15 protein-coding genes are annotated in these 20,697 nt (G+C 49.4%); 2 read left to right on the top strand and 13 right to left on the bottom strand.

Features of this window, described 5'->3' with window-relative positions:
- Positions 1-7 precede the first annotated feature (7 nt).
- From NSS79_RS04595 to NSS79_RS04560, 8 genes are all read right to left on the bottom strand, one after another.
- Positions 8-907, bottom strand: coding sequence for a sugar ABC transporter permease (locus tag NSS79_RS04595; protein ID WP_342438443.1), 900 nt, complete (start codon positions 905-907; stop codon positions 8-10).
- Positions 904-3,483 carry a DUF5696 domain-containing protein gene (locus NSS79_RS04590; protein WP_342438442.1) on the bottom strand — a complete coding sequence of 860 codons (2,580 nt, stop codon included), beginning with the start codon at positions 3,481-3,483 and terminating at the stop codon, positions 904-906. Before NSS79_RS04590 ends, NSS79_RS04595 begins: the two co-directional genes overlap by 4 nt.
- 14 nt (positions 3,484-3,497) lie before the next feature.
- Positions 3,498-4,118 carry a YIP1 family protein gene (locus NSS79_RS04585; protein ID WP_340894720.1) on the bottom strand — a complete coding sequence of 207 codons (621 nt, stop codon included), beginning with the start codon at positions 4,116-4,118 and terminating at the stop codon, positions 3,498-3,500.
- Positions 4,099-5,607: an NHL repeat-containing protein gene (locus tag NSS79_RS04580; RefSeq protein WP_342438441.1), complete on the bottom strand. Its 1,509-nt coding sequence runs from the start codon at positions 5,605-5,607 to the stop codon at positions 4,099-4,101. Before NSS79_RS04580 ends, NSS79_RS04585 begins: the two co-directional genes overlap by 20 nt.
- A gap of 14 nt (positions 5,608-5,621) precedes the next feature.
- The gene (locus tag NSS79_RS04575) at positions 5,622-6,524 is read right to left on the bottom strand and encodes a carbohydrate ABC transporter permease (RefSeq protein ID WP_083675587.1); all 903 of its coding nucleotides are present in this window, start codon (positions 6,522-6,524) and stop codon (positions 5,622-5,624) included.
- 4 nt (positions 6,525-6,528) lie between these two features.
- Positions 6,529-7,401 (bottom strand): sugar ABC transporter permease, encoded by an 873-nt coding sequence (locus tag NSS79_RS04570; RefSeq protein ID WP_081966099.1) that lies wholly within the window; start codon positions 7,399-7,401, stop codon positions 6,529-6,531.
- Between the two features lie 54 nt (positions 7,402-7,455).
- Entirely contained in the window at positions 7,456-10,377 is a 2,922-nt protein-coding gene (locus NSS79_RS04565; protein ID WP_342440298.1) for an extracellular solute-binding protein, read from the bottom strand.
- Positions 10,378-10,529: 152 nt separating this feature from the next.
- Positions 10,530-11,891 carry an extracellular solute-binding protein gene (locus NSS79_RS04560; RefSeq protein ID WP_342438440.1) on the bottom strand — a complete coding sequence of 454 codons (1,362 nt, stop codon included), beginning with the start codon at positions 11,889-11,891 and terminating at the stop codon, positions 10,530-10,532.
- A gap of 484 nt (positions 11,892-12,375) precedes the next feature.
- Between NSS79_RS04560 and NSS79_RS04555 the strand changes: the two genes are divergently transcribed.
- Positions 12,376-13,380 carry a LacI family DNA-binding transcriptional regulator gene (locus tag NSS79_RS04555; RefSeq protein WP_342438439.1) on the top strand — a complete coding sequence of 335 codons (1,005 nt, stop codon included), beginning with the start codon at positions 12,376-12,378 and terminating at the stop codon, positions 13,378-13,380.
- Positions 13,381-13,468: 88 nt separating this feature from the next.
- On the opposite strand, the gene NSS79_RS04550 is transcribed toward NSS79_RS04555, so the two are convergent.
- From NSS79_RS04550 to NSS79_RS04530, 5 genes are all read right to left on the bottom strand, one after another.
- On the bottom strand, positions 13,469-14,344 hold the full coding sequence (locus tag NSS79_RS04550; RefSeq protein WP_342438438.1) for a radical SAM/SPASM domain-containing protein: 876 nt from the start codon (positions 14,342-14,344) through the stop codon (positions 13,469-13,471).
- A 41-nt stretch (positions 14,345-14,385) separates the two neighbouring features.
- A complete protein-coding gene (locus NSS79_RS04545; protein WP_038586160.1) occupies positions 14,386-15,372 on the bottom strand; it encodes a Gfo/Idh/MocA family oxidoreductase in 987 nt (328 codons plus the stop codon).
- A gap of 170 nt (positions 15,373-15,542) precedes the next feature.
- Positions 15,543-16,316 carry a glucose 1-dehydrogenase gene (locus tag NSS79_RS04540; protein ID WP_342438437.1) on the bottom strand — a complete coding sequence of 258 codons (774 nt, stop codon included), beginning with the start codon at positions 16,314-16,316 and terminating at the stop codon, positions 15,543-15,545.
- Positions 16,317-16,371: 55 nt separating this feature from the next.
- Positions 16,372-17,196 (bottom strand): acetoacetate decarboxylase family protein, encoded by an 825-nt coding sequence (locus tag NSS79_RS04535; RefSeq protein WP_342438436.1) that lies wholly within the window; start codon positions 17,194-17,196, stop codon positions 16,372-16,374.
- A 21-nt stretch (positions 17,197-17,217) separates the two neighbouring features.
- Positions 17,218-19,158 (bottom strand): NAD(P)/FAD-dependent oxidoreductase, encoded by a 1,941-nt coding sequence (locus tag NSS79_RS04530; protein WP_342438435.1) that lies wholly within the window; start codon positions 19,156-19,158, stop codon positions 17,218-17,220.
- A 119-nt stretch (positions 19,159-19,277) separates the two neighbouring features.
- Here NSS79_RS04530 and NSS79_RS04525 point away from each other — a divergent pair, with 119 nt between their 5' ends.
- Entirely contained in the window at positions 19,278-20,561 is a 1,284-nt protein-coding gene (locus NSS79_RS04525) for a helix-turn-helix domain-containing protein (RefSeq protein ID WP_342438434.1), read from the top strand.
- Positions 20,562-20,697 lie beyond the last annotated feature (136 nt).

The following is a 20,697-nucleotide window of genomic DNA, read 5'->3' as shown; positions in this document are numbered from 1 at the left end:
CTATTAATTAGTTGTAATGCACTCTTTTAGACAGCACGTAACCAACGATAATCAGGACGAGGCTGATAATCAGCGTATAGATCCAGGACATCGCCGCACTGAGACCGAAGTTTTGTGTGGTGAATGCGGTTGAGAATATCATTTGGGTCACGCTGCTACCAGAGAAGGAGTCGATAATGGTATAAATAACGTTGGTCAAGATGAGCGGGCTCACTAGCGGGAATGTGATTTTCCAAAAGGATTCATAGGCCGTTGCCCCTTCAATCTTCGCCACCTCATACATCGCCCCGGGAACAGACTGCAGCGCGGCCAGAAAGATCAGAATTTGTACGCCCGAACTCGTAATAATCTCATAGATCCGCAGGATCGCGTCTACAATATAATCCACGAACGACAGCGGCAACCCGATATCACTCAGAATCATAACCATCGACATGACATTGTACTGTGAGCCCGATTGGCCCAATTCGTTGACAGCCGTCGCATCACCAACCAGATTGATCAGTCCGGACGCTTCTGCCGCCGATATCGCATTGGAGGCAAGAATGACCGGCAGAAAAAATACGGCCCGGGCCAGAATTCTCCCCCGAAACTTCTGATTCAGCAGCGTTGCCGAGAAAAGGCTGAAGAACAAGATCATCGGAACGTTAAGCACCATATCCCTGACAGATTCGGTTAATACCCGGTTAAAGGTTGCATCTACGAACAAAGCATTGTTGAAGTTGGACCAGCCTACCCAATCTAAGGAGAAGCCTGATGGATCTACAGTTAATTTACTGAAGCTGAATTTGATGGACTGAATGAGCGGAGTTGCGAACATGAATACGAACCCAAGCAGCCATGGCGCAATAAAAGCTATCCCCAGAAAAGAGCGCTTGTGATTTAAGCTGAGCTTACTTCCCCTCATGACTGCTCACCTTCTATCCCATATTGTCCGGCTCCGATTGCGAACCCATGGACGGTGACATCCTTATCTGTGTGATTCACATAAATCGAAATACCATTACTGTACTGCACCTCCACAACACCCTCCTGATGGCGTATATGGTTCACGATTTGCGCATTCTGTACGGGGGAGAGTACTTTATTGACTTCCTTGTACATCGAAACCGCCTGATCGTACCAATCTTTGTAATAGGTCGCATACTTGCTGTCAAAATGAGTGAACTTCAGCTTGGAGGAGGGTTCATAGGACCACGAGAAATAGGGTGCTGCACCCAGCTCAATTGAGCGGAGCATCTGCTGCTTGAGATCCTGCTCATCACTCAGATTAACCGGAGTCCCTGCATAGTTGATAAAACCATGAACAACCATTTCATAAAAAGGGATCTCTTCATCGGTCAGCAAAAATCCGCTGGAGGATGCCGGTACATTGATCAGATGATCGGAGTAAGGCCATGCGTAGGCATTCCCCCCTGCGATCATGGTTTGATCGATGTTCTGGTCGAGTTTACTAAGCTGCTCTTCCACGATTTGTTTGGCCGTTTCCCGCTGTATAACACGGCTAACCCGGAAATCCGAGCTGAGTACATTGCCGAGATCCCGCAAAGATACGCCATTCATCCCGAAGGATTTATACTTGTTCATAAACTCGTCAACATAATAAGGCAGCTTGGCAGGGGACAATAAATAGTAGCTTCCGAGCGTCATATCCATCCCGTTGTATGCCCGATTGTATGGATAGAGCTCTGCCTCTTCCCTTGTCACGAATCTGGATGCGTCGGAGGAAGGTGTAAAGCCGCTATCATTATGGTAAATCTGCTGGAAGGCCACATCGGGGAATAATATTCCACCTGATTGCTCCAACTTTTCCGTTAATGTAAGGAGCTCCGACTTGCTTCCCAGCACATCTTCAGTCTTCAGCTTATTGGGTGTAGCATGGTTTACGCCTTTGGAAGACCAGCCTGTATAGCGCATAAGCAGCCGGTCAATGCCGTCCTGCTTCAATTGATCGGCAATCTGCGCAGCCTGCTCAAAGGAGGTCATTGCCACCTCGGACCGGTAAGGTACGCCAAGAAATGACTTTTGTTTGTCGACAGCCCCCAGCATTTCCAGATAAAAAGGAATGCCCTGCTCCTCCTCTAAAGGCTGCAGTGATTTCTCCGTCACCAGCTTATTCCGGTACAGCTCAGCCATTCCTGAATAGCTGGCCTCGTCATTGTTCAGGAAGCTGTAGCGAACTTGAATATCGCCTTTGTAAATTTCCTCATTCAGGAGTTGTATTTCCTGAATGGTAGATCCGGTGTACAGCTCAAGCTCATCCTCACCCCGTAAGGTGTAGCTGCTGTGAATGAAATTGTACGAGTTCTTCTTGCCGCTGATATCGGCGGCTATGCTGGCTATGGCATCTCCTTTTTCGATCACGGCGAACCAGGCAGCATCACCAGCCTTTAATCCAAACACCGGCATTCTGGCATTCTCACTGACTTGCCCGCGTCTATAGCTGTTATCATTCGGGTCGGGGCCATACACACGCTGTACATACTGCTCTTCCTTCACTTTTCCATTATTCAAATGGATCAGGCTGCCGGAACCGTCAGGAACGAGCATATAACCATTGGTCTGCTGATCGGCAGCACCGAACATATTGAGCACCTCAAGGCTGCGAATCTGATAGTCCCCGCTTTCCTTGACTTGGTTCACAGGGACGGATACAACCAGAGATCCCCCGTCTAACCGGTATTCCAGCGGAACGACAAAATTCGGCTTGACCGTTCCGGCCCCGGCCCCTACTCCATTCTCCTGATTATCGAAAGTCAGGTCTTCTGCAGAATAACCGGACTTGGTAAAGGCCGCTGTCATTTTGCTCAGCACCAGCGGTTTGGAGACTTGTGCATCTATGCGCTCCAGCACCTCCGGGTCGCCCTCTTTCGGGTAGTAGCGGAGCCCCACGTATTTTGCCGTGGGTTTATCGAGCTTGGACAGAACCTTTTCTTCCATTCTCGTCTTGCTTATATACTTAGGCAGTGCGTCGATTCCGATCGATGTATCTCCAATCGTATACACAATACGAAGCCCATTCTTAATGCTTTCGGCAGTAAACTGTTTGCTGCTGATGCTCTGGGCGAAGTTGGTATAGGATTCCAGCGTGCCTACAGCATCACGGAACAACACTGTTAACTGCGACGACAGCAGTTCTTTCTCGAACCCCGAAGCCAGAGCATCCTCTTCGCGGTTGACAGGATTGCTGTACCAGATATGACCTTGGCGTTTATCCTTAACCGCTACTTCCGTGGTTTCAGGATTGTAGTATAAAGACAGCTCCGTATCGTCGGCTACCAGTTGCATTCCCGGTACACCCTTGGACGAATCAGACAGTGCAGTTAGCTCGCTTCCGGCTTCCAGTTCAGCAGTTATTTCCATATAGGAGGAGGCTTCAACAGCCTTTACTCCGCGGGATGTGAAGAACAGGGCAGAACCGGCAAGAATTAGAATTGCTGCGGCACAGGCGAGTACCGCAACCAGCATTTTACGATTTTTCACAGGTGCGGCCTCCTTTACGTACGGAATGTTAATTCCCGATAAATGTTAACGAAGAACTCGATGATTTGCTGGAGCATACTTAATACGAGCGTCCCCAGAAATATGACAATTCCCATGACAACAACCGTGAGCAGCATCGTTACCACTGTTTTGAGCACGGTATATTGATGGACGGTCATAATACCAACGAATAAAAGAGCTACAAACCATATGGAGGAGATCGACATCATCAAATAATAAAAGGCCGTTTCTTCCTCCGCCATAAACCGGCTTGCAATAATCATCGGCGTATAAATGATCACGATGGGAACAAGCGCATAACCTGTGGCCATCATTATTTCTTTGAATTTCCCTTCCCCATCCATTAAAGTTGTGATCGCCCAGTTTGATAAGCACCACAGAAAGAAGGGAAATACAATCGTTAATAATTGTATGATACTATTCAGATGACGCGGATCATTATAATTGACAAGGAATCCTGCGAACTGATTTTTTAAAATCATCGAAATAACTACAAGCAGTAAAATCGTCAACGTTACCCGGATTTTACCTTTTCCTTCATACTTCATATCCCAAAAGCTATCAAACGGATGCACAATGAGGTGCAGCGGGAATTTAATGAAATCCTGCCTCATGGGCTTTACCCTCCTTAAGGTTTTGCGAAGCCTGCCGGGATCTTCCTGACAGCCGCTTTCTTCTCCAGAAGCGAAAGAGCCTGAAAGCAAGCCATCCTGACACCAGGATCATTATCACGGTTAGAAATGTTCCGAAGTGCTCCTGCATGACTTCCCTGCGATACCGTTTGAAGGCTACAGAATAACCGTCGCGGTCCATTCCGAGCTTGAAATATTTCAGCGCCTCTTTATTGCTTTTGTCCATCAGCAATGATTTGCCAATGCCGATATAAGCGATATCATAGTTGGAATTCAGCTTCAGAACTTCCTTCCACACCGGGACAGCCCGGGCATCCTCGCCATTATAGTGAAACCCTACCGCTTGATTGACACTTGTGCCAAACCGGGTTGGCTTGAAGATGACTATGTTTCCTTTGCCGCGGTCAAGTACAAGCTGGTTCCCGCCAGAGAATTCTATGGCTGCCGGTATTTTGAAGGTTCCGACCTGGTTGCCTTTACCGCCGTACACATAGAGAAGATCACCTTCATCGTTGTACGTGAACACTTTGCCCTGGTTAGCATCAAGAGCACTGTACATCCCGTTGGCAAGAACTTTAATATCCGTGAACTTAGAAGGTCCTATAGAGATGCGGAACCTGATATCACCTTTAACATCAAAGTATCCGAATCGCTTCAGCACATCCTCACCGGATGGATTCAGACGTTTTATCGGTTCCTTCGAGCCCGGATCAATATTCGTGGCATACAGAAACCCTTTAGAATCAACATCAATATTGGAAAACTCTGTAGGCACAAACAATGCCATCTGCGCTTTCTGCGCCTTGGTGGAGAGTAACCGCCATAAATATTCGGTATAGTCACGCTTCACCTTGTTCGTACCGACATAACCGATAAAGTCGCCGTTTTTATCAAACTGCATAATCCCTTCGAATATCCCTTTAGCGATGACATAGACACGTTCCGCCTGGTCTACGGTCACTTTAACAGGAATAAACTTGAAGTCAGCCGGTAAAATATCGGACTTCGGCTGCTCTATCATTCGTAGCAAGTCCCCTTCCGGGGACAGAACAACAATGCGCCCGTTATCCGTATCGGCAATAAACAGATTGCCTTCCTGATTAACATATAATCCGCTTGGATTCTTGAATTTTTCCGCTTTGCCCTTGTTATCGAAGCCGCTAATGACCTTATTGACCTTCCAGTCGCTATCCAGACAAATAATCCGTCCGTTCCCGCTATCAGCAATATAGATCAGTCCGCTTGCCGCAACGACCATATCGCCGGGATCCAGAAAATCACCCACACCGAGTTCCTTTCCGGATAGGGTACGGTCAGGTACATAAGCAGCAGGAGCAGGTACCGCTTCTTCCCAGTAATTATAGTTGTAGCTCTCATAGGGCGTAGATTCAGCAGACGCCGGCGCAGGAGCTGCATAACCTAACAGCAGGGATGCTGCCATAATCGCGGGCAGCCATTTTTTTGCTATCAACTGTCTTCCCCCCCTTAGTCCTTCATTCCCGAAGTAGCCATTGTCTCTATAATCCGGCTCTGCGAAAAAACAAACAGCGTAATGGGTACGCTCATTAAAATGAGAGCTACCGCCGCCGCTGCACCGGAACGGGCAATTCCCCCGGCCACCACTTGGCCCGCCGCAAAATGAAGCGACTTCAGCTGTTCACTGTAAATGAACCCGTTCCCGTCACTGCCCCATAGAATTTGGAATAATAGAATGATGAGCGTCAGCCAAGCCGGCTTTACGTTAGGCATAACGATGGACCAAAAAATGCGGTATTCGCTTGCCCCGTCTATCTTGGCGGCTTCCAGCAGCACATCCGGAATCTGTTCCATAAATTGCTTCATTAAATACAAACCCAGTGAATAAGCAAACGCCGGAATAATGACTGCCCAGTAAGTATCAATCAACCCGAGCCAGGACATGATCATATAGTTTGGCATCGCGGTTACTGCCGGCGTAAACATAAGCGACAAGACAACGATGCTGAACAATATCTTTTTGCCGGGAAAATGATGTTTAGCAAGAGGGTACGCAGCTGCCGAGGCCAGCAATACATGACCGACAATACCCGTGCCGGTAATAAATACCGTATTGAAAATATACCGCGAGAACGGAACCCAGGAATTTCCGAGCAGGTTAAACAGATCTATAAAGTTGTTCATCGTTGGATGGCGGACAAATAACGTCGGCGGGAAGATAAAAATTTCATCCAGCGGCTTGAACGCATTATTAATAGCGTAGACAAGCGGCAGAATCATAAATGCTCCAAATACGGTGAGCAGGGCGAATAAAGATAAAGTGCCCCATGCTGAACGGTTCACCCGCTTTTTCGGCATTCGGATCGACCGGCTTAACCGTTGTTTTGCATTCATTTGAAAGGGGATATTCATGCCTCTATTCACCCACCTTTCTAAGCAATTTTTGAACAATCAGGTTCGATCCAACCATGATCAAGAACAACACGGTAGCAATAGCTGAAGCGTAGCCCATCTCAAATCGGGTTGTGCCAAAATCAATCAAATGTGTGACGATGGTTTCCGCTGCATAGTTCACGCTCGGGAACCCTGCCAGCGCAATCGAAACATCAGCTACGGCAAACGCGGTCGTTATCTGGATAACGGCACCAAACATCAATTGCGGGCGCATGGAAGGCAAGGTGATGTACCACAGCTCCTGCCAGCGATTTTTGATCCCGTCCACAGCTCCCGCTTCATATAACGTTCCATCAACAGTCTGCAGGCCTGCAATGAACGTGAGGAACCCTGTTCCGAGACTGAGCCATAATTGAACAAGGATGATGATAGGCATAATGTAGCCTTCCGTTTTGAGCCATTGGATCGGCTCCAGGATAAAGCCAAACTTCAGTAATAATCCGTTCATGATTCCATACCGGTCCCCGGAGAAGATCATGAGCCAAATGAAATAGACATTTCCCGAAATGGAAGGCGCATAAAAGACAAGTGTCATTACAGCTCTAAGCTTTGGAGACAGCTCATTAATGATCCAGGCAAAAACAAAACAGGCGATATAACTAATCGGCCCTGTGATCACTGCGAATAACAGCGTGTTTTTGAGGGCAATCAGAAATACATCATCTTCCAGAAATAAGCGGGTATAGTTCTGCCAGCCTATAAACTTCGGGAACTCCAACATATTGAAGTATGTGAAGCTAAGCACGATCGAGACCAAAACAGGCAAGACCGTAAATACGGCGAACAATATCATATACGGCGCCATCAAAATATACGAATGCTTATTGGCTCTCATTTCCCGCCACTTCAGGCTCCACCAATTTTGCACGCTTGACCCTCCTCCTTACCGCTATAGACCAAACTCTTTCCGTTTGGTGGTGATTTCGTCCTGAATATATTGGACATAGTCCATAATGGATTCCCGTGCTTCCACGCCGCCGACTACCGTTTTGTAGAAAGCGTTGAATAAATGTCTGCCCGTGAAATACCCGCCCGGAACTTCAGGAACACCTTCGGCCCACTCGAACTGGGCTTTCAAATTTTCATAATCGGCAACGGGCCAAGGCAAGCTGTCCAACGCTTTGATGTTAGCAGTCGGATAACGGGCTGCCGCCCCCATCAACCCTTCCATCTCACGTCCGAACACCGTTTGCGTCTCTTCACTCGTCCACCATTTCATAAATTCCCAAGATGCCTCTTTGTCTTTGGCCTTATCCATCATCACGACAGCACTTCCCCCGCTGGATACCGTCCGGTCCAAGGTGCCATCTGTTTGCACGGTTCCCGGGATCGGCACGAAGCCCCACATCCCCCGAATCTCCGGAGCAAATACAGAAAGCTGGTTATACAGTGTGTAATCGGCGATGCCGAAAGGCATTTCTCCTGTGCGGAACCGATTGGCAAAGTCATATTCACGCTCAAGCTTGTAATCGGTGTAAAACTCCGTCCACTGCTTGAACGTTTCCATCCCGGTCCGCGAATCGAGATCTGACTCCTGTCCGCCATCCCGGTAAAATTGTCCGCCATTCTGAAATAAGAGAGCGGCGTACATCGAGTTAGGCGGGATGTTCTGCCCTTGGACTGCGGATTGAACCACAACCGGCAGTCCAAACTGCATATGGTTCTTACTGAGCACAGCAAGTAATGTGGATACCTCATCCCAAGTCTGAGGCACTTGCAGATGAAGCTCCTCCAAAATGTCCTTCCGGTAGAAGAGCATATTAAAGGTCTGGGTCTCAGGTAAGGCATACACTCCGCTGTCATATCTGTAAGGTACAATTGCGCTTTCCCGGAAACGGCTGCTCACTTCATCAAAGTCTGCAAACTGTGTCAGATCTGCCGCCGCATTGCGCATTGCAAAGTTAACAGGCAGATCATTGCCGATCTGCATCGCTACATCGGGCCCTTGCCCGGCTAAGGTAGCCGGAAGCAATGTCGTCATGTTGACGAGCTTCAGGTTGACATTAATGCCCGTGGCGGATGTGAATGTCTCATCAATCATGGCCTTCATCGTATTCGCCTGATCCCGTCCGCTTCCGATCCAGACGGTTACTGATTTCTGGTCATCCTCTTCCGACACATTTCCGATTTGGTTGTAATCGGTAAAGAAGGAAGCGAAGAAGGTAGCGGTCTCATGCTTAAACTTCGAGCCAAAACCCATCCCTTTCTTGGGAAACTTCTTATCGGGAGAAGCTAAGTAAAGCGCATCTACTTCAAGCGGCTGCTCTCTTGCTGTCTGTACCCATGTTCCAAGTCCTCCGGTATTCGTCTTATATGCGGCCAGTCTTCTTGGAATGGTGTCCGGATCATCAATTAATTCGCCCAACTGCTGTGCCATTGTTTTGAGCAGCGCTTCCTGATCACTCGATTGTCCTGACAACTGGACCAATCGCTTGGCAATCCCGGTTAACCGGTCCCGTTCGGCACCAAACACCTCAAGCATGTCAGGCACTTTTTTATCCAGCTGGTAATCGCGGTATTCATCCGGCTTGGTTCCCGTAATCATCAGGATCTTGCGGTACATGGAATTGAGATTGTACAGGCTGTCCTCCACCTCGCGAATTAAAGGGGCGAACTCGCCAAGGCTTACCTCAAGCCTCACAACATGTTTGCCCTTTTCCAGCTTGTATAAATAGGGTTCATCCCCACCCATAATGTCCAACCGGTAGGAGCTTTTATATCGAAAAGGAACCTTTGCCATTTCCCCAAACGGCACTACTCCGTCTATGGTCAGCTTCCGGGTGGAATAAATCCCCCTGACATAATTTTGCTGTGTCTTAAAGGCCATTTTATATAATCCGGTCTCAGGGACATCAATTTCCCATTCAATCCACTGGCCGGGTATTCGCCAATTCAGCCCGCCTATGGTATTGATCTTGATCTTGGAAGAACTGTAAGGATGAACCGCGGCACTGGAACGCTCGCTAAGCGGGTACAAGGTCGGCGATGATTTGGCAGCCGCATCCTCTCCCTCGATCCTCAGGAGCTGACCGCTGGAGGCCTGAACACCATCGGCATCGAATTGCTTCTTTACTTCCTTATAAGGCAGCGGCTCCGCTTGCTTAAACAGCTTCAACTGCTGAAGAACGACTGGTTCTCTGGAAGATTCCAAAGTTATCGTGTGTGAGCCTTTAGAGAAATAAAATAAAAAGGGCTCATTCTCATAGCCGTTGGAGTCTTGGAACGCTTTTTCACTCCAGCCCGGTTTCTCAATCTGTCTTGGCCTCAGATCATTGCCCTGATTGTCTTGAACCAGCTGATCCAATTGGTCAACCCAAATACGGTCAAACTGCAAGAAAGCTGCTTCCCGAAAAGGGAGCTTGCCGTCAATATATAAGGCGCGCTCAATCGCTGAGCTTTTCCCTTCAACGGGATAATACAGCATGGATAAATTATAGAAGCCCTCTTCCGCAACTTGAACATTCCATTCGACCCTGCCGGATTCCCCCGTTAATAGAGATTGGCCTGCCATGCCTTCGTAATCCGGCAGCTTCTCGAAGCCATTGCCCTCAACATGACTATAATTAGCTGCCTCCAGTACAATTTCTTGATCAGGTCTGGAAGCCCCCTCATGTTCGGTTAAATAGGATACGTATTTATGCTCATTAAAAGCCGCTGTCTCCACTGTAGCCGTTGTTTCATTGGGTACTTGCTCCACTGCGGACGTTGCTTGCGCGCTTGCATCTACCTGTACATTTAAGCCTGCCGGAAGCGTGATCAACAATGCCATTGCAGCAAGCGTTATATTCTTGGCTATTTTGGATTGACGCATTTTACTTATCACCAGAAGTCCTCCTTACAAGCGCAAGCGGTTATCCCTCTTTTACGGGAGAGCTTACGTGCTGTGGTGAAATCTTATATTCATACAACAGGGGGAGCCGCCAAGACATCCCCCTGTTCTTATGACGATACGAACCGCTTCTGTTACTTGCCTAGCTTGGCAATGGAAGCCTCCGCCTCTGGCTTATATTTCTCGGCTGTTGCTGTAACCGATTGATTGTTTACAATAATGTCCTTCATGAAATTGGTGGTCGGGAATTCCGGGTAAGCGGTTTCCAAAAGAATCTGGCCTGTGTTGTTGATATGCTCATGCATCATAGCTACATCTTCTTCATGAGTGTAGATGCTTTCCAGCCACTCTTGGCTCGGGAAATCTCCGGTTTGAGTAATATCATAGGTATCTTCGAAAGCCTGGTAGACAGCCTGTGGATCTTTTACACCTTTAGGAATGAAAAATGCATTCTTGCCGTTATCAGCATAGGTAAGCTCAGGAGAGCCAGAGGGCCCATTCGGGAACGGAACAACACCGAAATCGAAAGTCAAATCTCCCAGATTCCAAATCGGAGCCGGGAACATCGCTACATCGCCATCTTTGAAGGTATTGAATTCATCGTAGCCAACTTTGTCTGATCCTTTGACTTTGACAACGTTTTCAACGTTGTACAAACGGTTTATAAATTCAGCGGTTTCAATGACTTTGGGATCAGTCAGACCTTGTGTACCTGTGGCTTCGTCCACAATCTTCCCACCGTTAGCTGCGGAGAAGTTACGCAGGATATCGATAGCCCAGCCCGAGAATCCATAAGTGTCGATTTTACCGTCATTATCCGTATCCTTAGTAGCTTGTTTGGCAACTTCAATGAATTTATCCCAATTCCATTGTCCATTGGCATAAAGCTCCTGCAAATCGGGAAGTCCCAGTTTTTTGAACAAATCGCGGTTGTAATGGAGGCCCGCACCGCCGGTTCCGGGTTCAGCGAAGGCATAGTACTCGTTGGCAATTTGAGGTGCCTTAACCAATAGATTAGCTTCATTGTTGATATTGGAAGCGGCTGTAGTATATTCGCTTACTTTCAGCAGCTGTCCCTTGAGAATTGCAGGCCATGCCGAGTTGTATTCCATAATAACGATATCGGCAAAGGGTTCACCCGTAAGTGCGGTAGCCGTGAATTTAGGCATAAACTCTTCAAAGGGGACGTTTACAAATTCGAACTTGCAGTTATACTTTTTCTCTACTTCAGCAATTTTGGCAAGCCGTTCCTTCTCGGAAGCAGAATTGCCTGCAGGCTTCAGATCCCACCAAGCCGCTACCTTAATTACACGTCCGCCCATGTCAACCGGTGCTGCCGTTGCTTCTGCGGTTGCTTCTACTGATGCTTCTGTAGCTGCAGGCTCAGTAGTCGCATTTGCTTTTGTATTGTTGGCAGTATTGTTTCCGCCACTGCAGGCTGTAAGTAAAAAAACAAAACATAATAATAAAACTGAATACCCCTTTATCTTTCTCATTCCTCCAACCTCCCGTTAATGATATGAATACGTTAGTGCTGTCCCCTTCTCAATAAAGCGCTTACACTATTGCATAAAAAAATAACAGAAGCACAATTGCCTTCGTGTGTTTGGATCACCGCCTTTTTTGTTATTATATTTTGTTTTTCTTAACATAACAAATGTTACCATTATCCAAGAAAACGGTCAATCATTTTTTACCCGAAATCTCACTTTTTCCATGAAATAGGACAAGTTATATCGTAAATAAGTCATTAGCTTGTATATTTTAAATAATGATGTTATCTTTAGCATAACAAAAATAACAATATCTAAAAACACTAAACAAAATTATAGTCCTGAAACAAAATAACAAAATCATCCCCAAGGAAGCAAATAACCAAATTCAAAAAAACAAGTGTTAGCCACTCATTCTTCATGTAAAATTGTAATGTAATTGTCTTCGGGAATTACAAAATAATCTGATTAAAGTAGGATGATTTGTATGCGACGTAAAGTAACTATCCAATCCATAGCTGATTTTACGGGGCTGTCGAAATTTGCAGTGTCAAGGGCATTATCCGGCAAACCCGGAGTCAGTTCACAGACGAGAGATACGATATTCAAGGCTGCCGGACAGCTTGGTTACTTTAAAGACTCTAAGTCTGCGCAAACTCCAGGCGAGCTGGTCGATCTGGATGCCCGCAAATGGTCCGGCACAGTTCTGGTTTTATTTCCAAACATCCGCTACCAGAACCCGGAATCTTTGTATTGGGGACCGGTATTTAACGGTATCTCTTCCAGATTGAATCAGCGGGGCATTAACGTATTAACATTAACGGAACCTAAAGACGACTCGATGTTTTCTCTTCTTAACCCTGAAGCGATCATGGGTGTGATTACGGTAGGTTCCATTTCAACACCTATTCTGGTAGAGATTCGTAGTCTGGGCATTCCGGTCATGATGGTGGATCACTCCGACCCCAGCTTTCATTGCGATTCCATCTTTACCGATAATCCGTCATGCATGAAAGAAATGATGAATTTTGTCATTAATAAGGGCTACCGGGACTATCAATTCCTTGGGAACATACGTGATGCCCATAGTTTTTATGAACGATTCCTTGTCTTTCGGGCAGCACTCGAAGATAACGATATCGAACTTAAGCAGCTCCCTTCACTTAACGGACCCGAAATTGATAACTTCAGGGAAACCTTCGCGGCTGCCATTACCGAACACGGACTGCCCGAGGTCTTTGTATGCGCAAACGATATTTACGCCTTGTTCGCCATGGAGACGTTCGAATTTATGGGCATGGCTATACCCGACACTTTGGTGTTTACCGGTTTTGACAATACGCACCCTTCCATACCCTTCCTGGCGACCGTTAATGTCAATAAGGAGCTGCTTGGTACAAGAGCTGTAGATCAGCTGCTGTGGAGAATCCTCAATCCAGGCACGAGTTATGAAAAAACACTTATACAGGCAGATGTGATCATTAGGGACTAGCAGATATAAGTTAAACGTCTTTGTTCCATCCAAAAAAGAGAACCGGAAAGTCCCGGTTCTCTTTTTTGCATACAGCAACTACAAAAGCTTAAGTTCCAAACCGCTGCCGGTACCCGCATTTGCGGCACAGCTCCTCTACGGCTTCCCTGCGGGAGAAGCCGTAGAACAGGTTGTTCGCCCGCTCGCCCTCGACAATCTCGGAGAAGGGCTTCTCATGGATGTTGCCGAGGTTGATGACACCCTCGCCATCAAGACAGCACGGCACGACCGTGCCGTCGACCAGCACCGCCGCCTGGCTGCGCAGCGCATGGCAGAAGCCTTTGCCGTCGTCCTCCGGCTCGTGCAGGGCAGGCCATTTGAACTCATGGTCCTGGTTGAGATAGATGCGCGGGGCGATTTTGACGCCAGTGCCCGGCATAACCTTCTCCTCAATCTTGAAATCCAGCTGAAACGCCTCCTCCAGCAAGGCCAATGTCTCGCGGTTGCGGCTTCGTTCCAGATTGGTCAGGTTATCCTCCGTCAAATTCCATAGCCGGAAGGAGATAATCACACCCTGCGCAGAAACCTCGCGCACGAACGAAATGATCTCCCGGAGATAGCCCTCGCGGTTCTCTGAGCCAGCATGTCCGTCGAAGCTGTGCAGCGAGAAGTTCATCTGCCTAAGCGCCGGCTTGCCGAGAATCTTCGGCCCCGCCTTATGGATCAGCGTGCCGTTGGTCGTAATGTTGACCTTGAAGCCTTTAGCGTGGGCGGCGTCCAGCAGCTCGCCGATCTTCGGATGCAGCAGCGGCTCGCCTTTGACATGAAGATAGATATGACTGCTATGTGGCTTGATCTCGTCCAGAATCGTATTAAAGGTGTCGAGCTTCATGAAATTCTTCTGCCGCTCCGTGGGCGGACAGAAGCTGCAGGCCAGGTTGCAGACGCTTGTAATCTCGATGTACACCTTTTTGAAAGTCTTCAAGTTCTGCTCCCCTTTTCCCTCTGTAATCCCAGCCGTTTCAACTATAGATCCGAGGCGTAGCGGAGGCCGATCTGTGCTCTGGCTTCCTCCATAACCTCCGCAACCGCGAGCGAATTGGCATGGCTGTTGGTGTTGCTCTCGCGGTGTCCATTCCTCAGCAGATGGATGAATTCCTGCACCTCATAATACATCGGTTCGAATACCTGCGGCAGCGTAAGCTCTTCGACCGTACCGTCGCGGTAATGAATCTTGACCTGATAGGGCTGGTTGATCTTGTCGATCACCATCGTTCCGTTCTCCCCCTGAATCTCGGCAGGCAAATAGGAATCGGTAATCTTGGAATGCATGACAACCGCATCCATATCGGCATAGCGCATAACCATACTCCCCTCCCCGTCCACTCCGGAAGAAAGCATAATGCCCGTAGCCTTAATCGAATCAGGCTTACCAAACAATGCCACCAGCGGATACAGACAATAAATGCCCAGATCCATAAGCGAGCCGTTCGAATATTCCGGATTAAAAGCATTCAGCACCGTTCCCTGCCGGTATGCATCATATCTCGACGAATATTGACAATAACTGGCGAAATACCGCCGCACTTGACCCAGCTTGTAAAGGTTGTCTCTAATAACGCCGAAATTCGGCATGAAGGTTGATTTCATTGCCTCCATCAGCAGCACATCATTGCTGTTCGCAGCTTCAATCATCGCCCGCAGCTCCGTGCTGTTGGAAGCGGCCGGTTTCTCACATATCACATGCTTGCCATGATTCATGCACACCAGCGCCTGTTCGGCATGCATGGAATTGGGACTGGCGATATATATGGCGTCCACTTCACCGCTGGAGACCATCTCCTCCAGATCTGTGTAAATGGCAGCTCCCGCATATTTGGCGGCAAAAGCGCGGCCCTTCTCTTCTGTGCGGGAATGTACGGCTGTAAGGAGAAATTCCTCATTTTCCAGTCCGGCCTGAACAAAGCGGTCTGTAATCCAGTTGGTGCCTACGACCCCGAATCGAATTGTCATGATGATCCCGTCCTTTTTTTGTTCTCACTAATCTCTATATGCTATTTTCTCACTGTCAGGGTGGTCATGTCCACTTTTAACGGGTAATTTCCGACAAATTCTGATAGGATAACTATGTGAAAAAAAGCACCTGCATAAATGCAGGCGCTTCTCCTCACAACACTTTTAAATTATATAATCGTCCAGCCTCCGTCAACGAACAACGTTTGCCCGGTAGTGTAGCTGCAGGCATCCGAGGCAAAATACAGCACGGCTCCATTCAGCTCACCGGGATTTCCGGGACGGCCCATCGGGCATACGGCATTGTACATTTTCAAAGCCTGCTCCGAAAAGAGCGTATTCTCCGTCATTTCACTCTTGAACAAGCTCGGTCCAATCGCATTGACAGTAATTCCGTGCTTCGCATACGTTGCTGCCACACCCCGGGTCAGGTGAATCACTCCGCCCTTAGCCGCGTTATAGGAATGGGTAGGGATGGATGCCGAAGCGGTAAGCCCCAGCATGGAGGCGGTATTGACAATCCGGCCGTATTTCCGTTCCTTCATATGGCGGATAACATGTTTGGACATCAGGAACACGCCCTTCAGATCGGTATCAAGCACCCGGTCCCAGGCCTCCTCCTCCAGCGCTTCAATCGGCACAGAATCGACGATACCGGCGTTGTTCAGCAGGATATCAATTTTGCCGAACTCGGCCATCACCTTTTGAACCGCAGCAATAATCTGGTTTTCTTTGGTTACATCACATTCGATCGGGATAATCCGGCGATCCGGATACTTCGCCGTGATCTTCTCAGCCACCGCTTTCAGCTTGTCATATCTTCTCGCCAATATCGCCACATCAGCCCCTTGATCCGCGAGCATTTCCGCAAACTCCACACCGATCCCGCTGGATGCGCCCGACACGATTGCCGTTTTCCCCGTTAAGTCAAAAAGATTGTTCATCGTAAACCCTCCTAATAGTTTTGTAAGCCTGTTCTGAGAATGCCGTGTTCTCGACTTATATGGACGATGGGGTATGTTCCGGCTGCAGCTTGTTCTCCCACCAGTCCCAGCGGAGATAGCAATAGGGCAGGAACTCCATCGGATTGAGCTGTTCCAGCACTTTGCCTTTTTCCAGCACATTCGTGCTGACGGTATAGACCGCTCCCAGCATGTTCACGACTTCAAGCTCGCTCCATGGATCATGCTCAGACTCCTGGAAGGTAATCGAAGCTTCGGCAGCCTTATACACCTTGACGTCACTGACCAGCCGCTGGGTCACCAGCGCAGGCATCAGATCAAAGCCGCTTCCGTCAACCGCATTGGCATATTTGATGTTGTATAAAGGAATGTCCTTGCCGTAATACTCCTCCAGAATCCCTCCGGCCTTGCCGTCATTGAAGCGGTCCTCCATAGTGGCCTTTATGTTGAAAAAGTCAACGCCATGCCGGCTGATCGCCCCTTCGAAGGTATGTTCCGAGCTGTTCATGCGGATATCGGCCATCTTCTTAGGCAGGCCGCAGACCTCGCGGCCCATCGCCATACCGATATCGCTTGTAATCGGCATGGACAGACAGTAGTTGCCCAGCTGTCCGTTATAGTCGGCCAGCACGAACAATCCGGCTTCTCGGTAAGGCGGGCAGAAGTTCGTTGCCGGATAGTCGGCCACAAACGCATTGACGAGCGGACGGCTGGCAGGCTTCAGCGGCTTCGGCAGCAGGCGTTCGATAATCTCCGGTTTCGTCTCCCAATACACCGTAAGCATCTCTGCATCATAGAAGGTAGTCGGTCTGCCTCCATACTTCTTGATATCCGCCAAACTTTTCACAAAACTCCCCATCATTGAATCCTCCTTTATTTAGTATCAATTCAGTACAAACGCTGTCTCGAAGCCGGACTGAATCGCCTGCCCGATTCTGCCGGGCTTGCCGGCATCGCCAATTACCTTCACCTTCGGCAGGGCCAGCTTAAGCTCTTCCGTGAATGAACGCTCAGGTGCAACTCCAATGGACAGCACTACGGCATCCGCTTCCCTCACTGAGGTTTCACCCGTGGCGCTGTTCTCCAGCACAATGGCCCCGTCCCGCACTTCTACCAGCTTCGTCGAAGCCAGCAGCTCCACGCCGCTCTTTTTCAGCCGGGTGACAATGTCGATCAGGTTCGGGAGATACGCATCCGGGCCAACCCGCGGCTGCATTTCCACTACCGTGACCTGATTGCCGAGGCCGGCCAGATATTCCGCCGTCTCCAGTCCGGTCATGCCCGAGCCGATCACTACCGCCCGCTTGTTCTTGATTACAGCAGCTCCGCTTAACACGTCGACAACTGTGCAGACTGCTGCCTTATCCACTCCCGGAATAGCAGGCACAATCGGCTGTGCCCCGGCAGCGATAAATACCGCATACGGATTCAGCGACTTCAGCTGCTCCAGCGTAGGCTTCGTTGAAAGCCGGACATCCACATTCAGCTGCTCCAGCTGATGCTGCATATTGTCGATGAACCAGTTCAGCTTCTCCTTAAGCGGCGGGCGGCTTCCCAGCTCCACGCTGCCTCCCAGCACATCCCGCGCTTCGAACAGCACCGGCTTGAACTCCCGCAGCGCCAGAATCCGCGCAGCCTCCATGCCTGCCGGACCGCCGCCGATCACGGCTACAACCTTGCCGCCGCCATCCCGCGGCGGCTCGGCGAATTCAAGCTCCCGCCCTACCCGCGCATTGACGGCGCACTTAATGACCTTGCACTCCATCACTTCCTGGATACAGTACAGGCAGGAAATGCAGGTTCTGATCTCGGCTTCGCGGCCTTCTGCCGCCTTGTTCCCCCACTCCGGATCGGCCAGCTGGGCTCTGCCGAGCGCCACGAAATCCGTATTTCCTTCCTGGAGCAGGCTCTCGGCAAACTCCGGTTTGCGGATTACATCACAAGCGATCACCGGAATCTGAACGGCCTGCTTCATGGCCGCAGCAAGATGTTTTTTCCACCCTTGCGGATAGGAGATCGGCTCAATGATCGTATTGGATGACTCATAGGTGCCAGCGCTTACATTTATGCAGTCCACACCAAGCTGTTCCAGATGTTTCGCTGTGAGCAGCGCTTCTTCCAGCGTAATGCCCCCGGGCACAAATTCATCCCCGTCGATCCGCACGGATACCGGGAATCCGGCCCCGCAGGTCTGCTTGATTCCTTGAACGATCTCACTCAGGAACCGCATTCTGCCTTCCAGTGAACCGCCGTATTTGTCGGTCCGCAGGTTGGTCAGCGGGCTTAGAAACTGCCCGATCAGATACCCGTGGGCACCATGGATTTCCACACCGTCGATCCCTGCAGTCTGGGCGATAACCGCGCCGAATACGAATTTGCGCACCAGCCCTTCAGCCTCTTCCGTAGTCAGCTCCCGGGGCATTTCGCCAATGGCTGATGACATGACTGCGCTAGGCGCCACAATCTGCTTGCCGCCGATCAGCCGCCCGTGATTCTGCCGTCCGGGATGCTGCAGCTGGAGAAAGATTTTGCTGTCATGGCGGTGTACGGCTCTGGCCAGCTTCTCCAGACGCGGAACGAACAACAGATCGCTTGCATTCAGCTGGTTGGGAGTTCCCACACCCGTTTCGTTGTCCACCCGCGTAATCTCTGTAATAATCAGGCCGCAGCCGCCGGCGGCACGTTCTTCATAGAAGGCAATCATTTCGTCCGAGGCTTCACCGCTGGCCGCTGCCAGTGACGTGCCCATCGCCGGCATTACAATCCGGTTCTTCAGGGTAAGACGTCCTATTTTTCCTGCTGCAAACAGTTTCTCATATTTCATCTGCTTAGCACCTCCACCTATAGTGTAAGGCTCCAGATACTTTGTGAATATATTTACAAGCGCCAAAAATCACTTCTTTATAGTGCAAATTGCACTATGATAATTAGGGGGCGATACCAATGGATGTTACCTTAAATGAGCTGCAGCGTGAAACAATCGAAGTTGAGCACTATACCGCATCTTTGTTCACAGCATACATTTCTGGCGCAGGCCTTTCGGCAATTGTGAACACAGCCGCAGGGCTGCTGGGAAATCCCGTGATTGTGTTTGACGCAAGCTTCAAGATTGTGGCCCACTCCGGCCAGGAGGATATCGACGATTATCTGTGGAACGAGAATATCCGCAAGGGCTACTGCTCTTATGACTTCATTGCGGCTGTGAACCGAATGGAAAGTGTAAGGCGGGGCAAACAAACGGATGCTGCGTATGAAGTTACCTGCGAGGAGACTGCCAATACCAAGCTGATCTCCAAAATAAAAGTAGGCGGCAAGCAAGTCGGCAACGTGCTGCTGCTCGGCTGCAAGAGCACTTTCCGGCCCAGAGATCCCGAACTGCTGGCGATTGCCGCCACCATCCTTGCAGAAGAAATGGGCAAGAGCAGCTACTACCGCAACGCCAAAAATATAAAGGTGGAGGATTTCATCTGCGGACTGCTGGATCAGCAGCCTCAGGACCCCGGCAGTATCCGGGACCGGATGTTATCGGCAGGCTTAAAGTTCGGCACACAACTGCTTGTGCTGCTGTTCGATCTAACCCGCTATGAGGGATCGGGCCGTTATGACGACTATTTAAGAGAGCGTTTACAACAGCTTTTCCCCGGCAGTCCCTGCAGCTATTACGAGGGCCGGATCGTGATGATCCATGACGGAAACCTCTCCAAAGAGCTTGCCCGCAGCAGGCAGCTGCAGCAATTTCTGGACCAGACTGGCATCACCATAGGTCTCAGCAGCATGTTCTCCAGTCTGACCCAGTGCAGAATGCACTATCTGCAAGCCTTAAGCGCAATCCGCATCAGCCGGATTCTCTGCCCCGGGCAGCAGTTGACCTACTATGCCGATGTCCAGCTCTATGAACTGCTTTCTGCCGAGGTGATGTCCGGCGAGGAGCAGGTGTACCGTCATCCGGAGCTGCTCAAGCTGCAGGAATACGATGCCGCCCATCAGTCCACCTTGTACCATACCTTCTTTGTTTATCTCAAAAACAACCGGAACATGCAGCTCGCTTCCGACGAGCTGTATGTTCACCGGAATACACTCAGATATAAATTAGATCATATCGCGAGACTGCTGGATACCGATTTCTCCGATTCGGAAAAAATGCTGGCCTATTACGTCTCCTACAAAGTCGCTGATTTCTGCGAGAAAGCCAGGGAACAGCAGTTGGCAGCGGTGCGTGGCGTATAAACCTAAAACCCAGCATGAGCAGATCACAGCCTTATGTGTACTTCGCCAAGTGGAAACGGCTTCGCCGTCCTCAATAGGACGGTATCCGTTTCAGCGAGAAATAGAAGGATAATTTATAGCGTGAAGCCTATAAATT

This window comes from Paenibacillus sp. FSL L8-0436 (assembly GCF_038593025.1).
Classification (GTDB): domain Bacteria; phylum Bacillota; class Bacilli; order Paenibacillales; family Paenibacillaceae; genus Paenibacillus_AQ.
The sequence above is the reverse complement of the archived record's forward strand: the minus strand, read 5'-3'. Positions and strand labels throughout refer to the sequence as shown.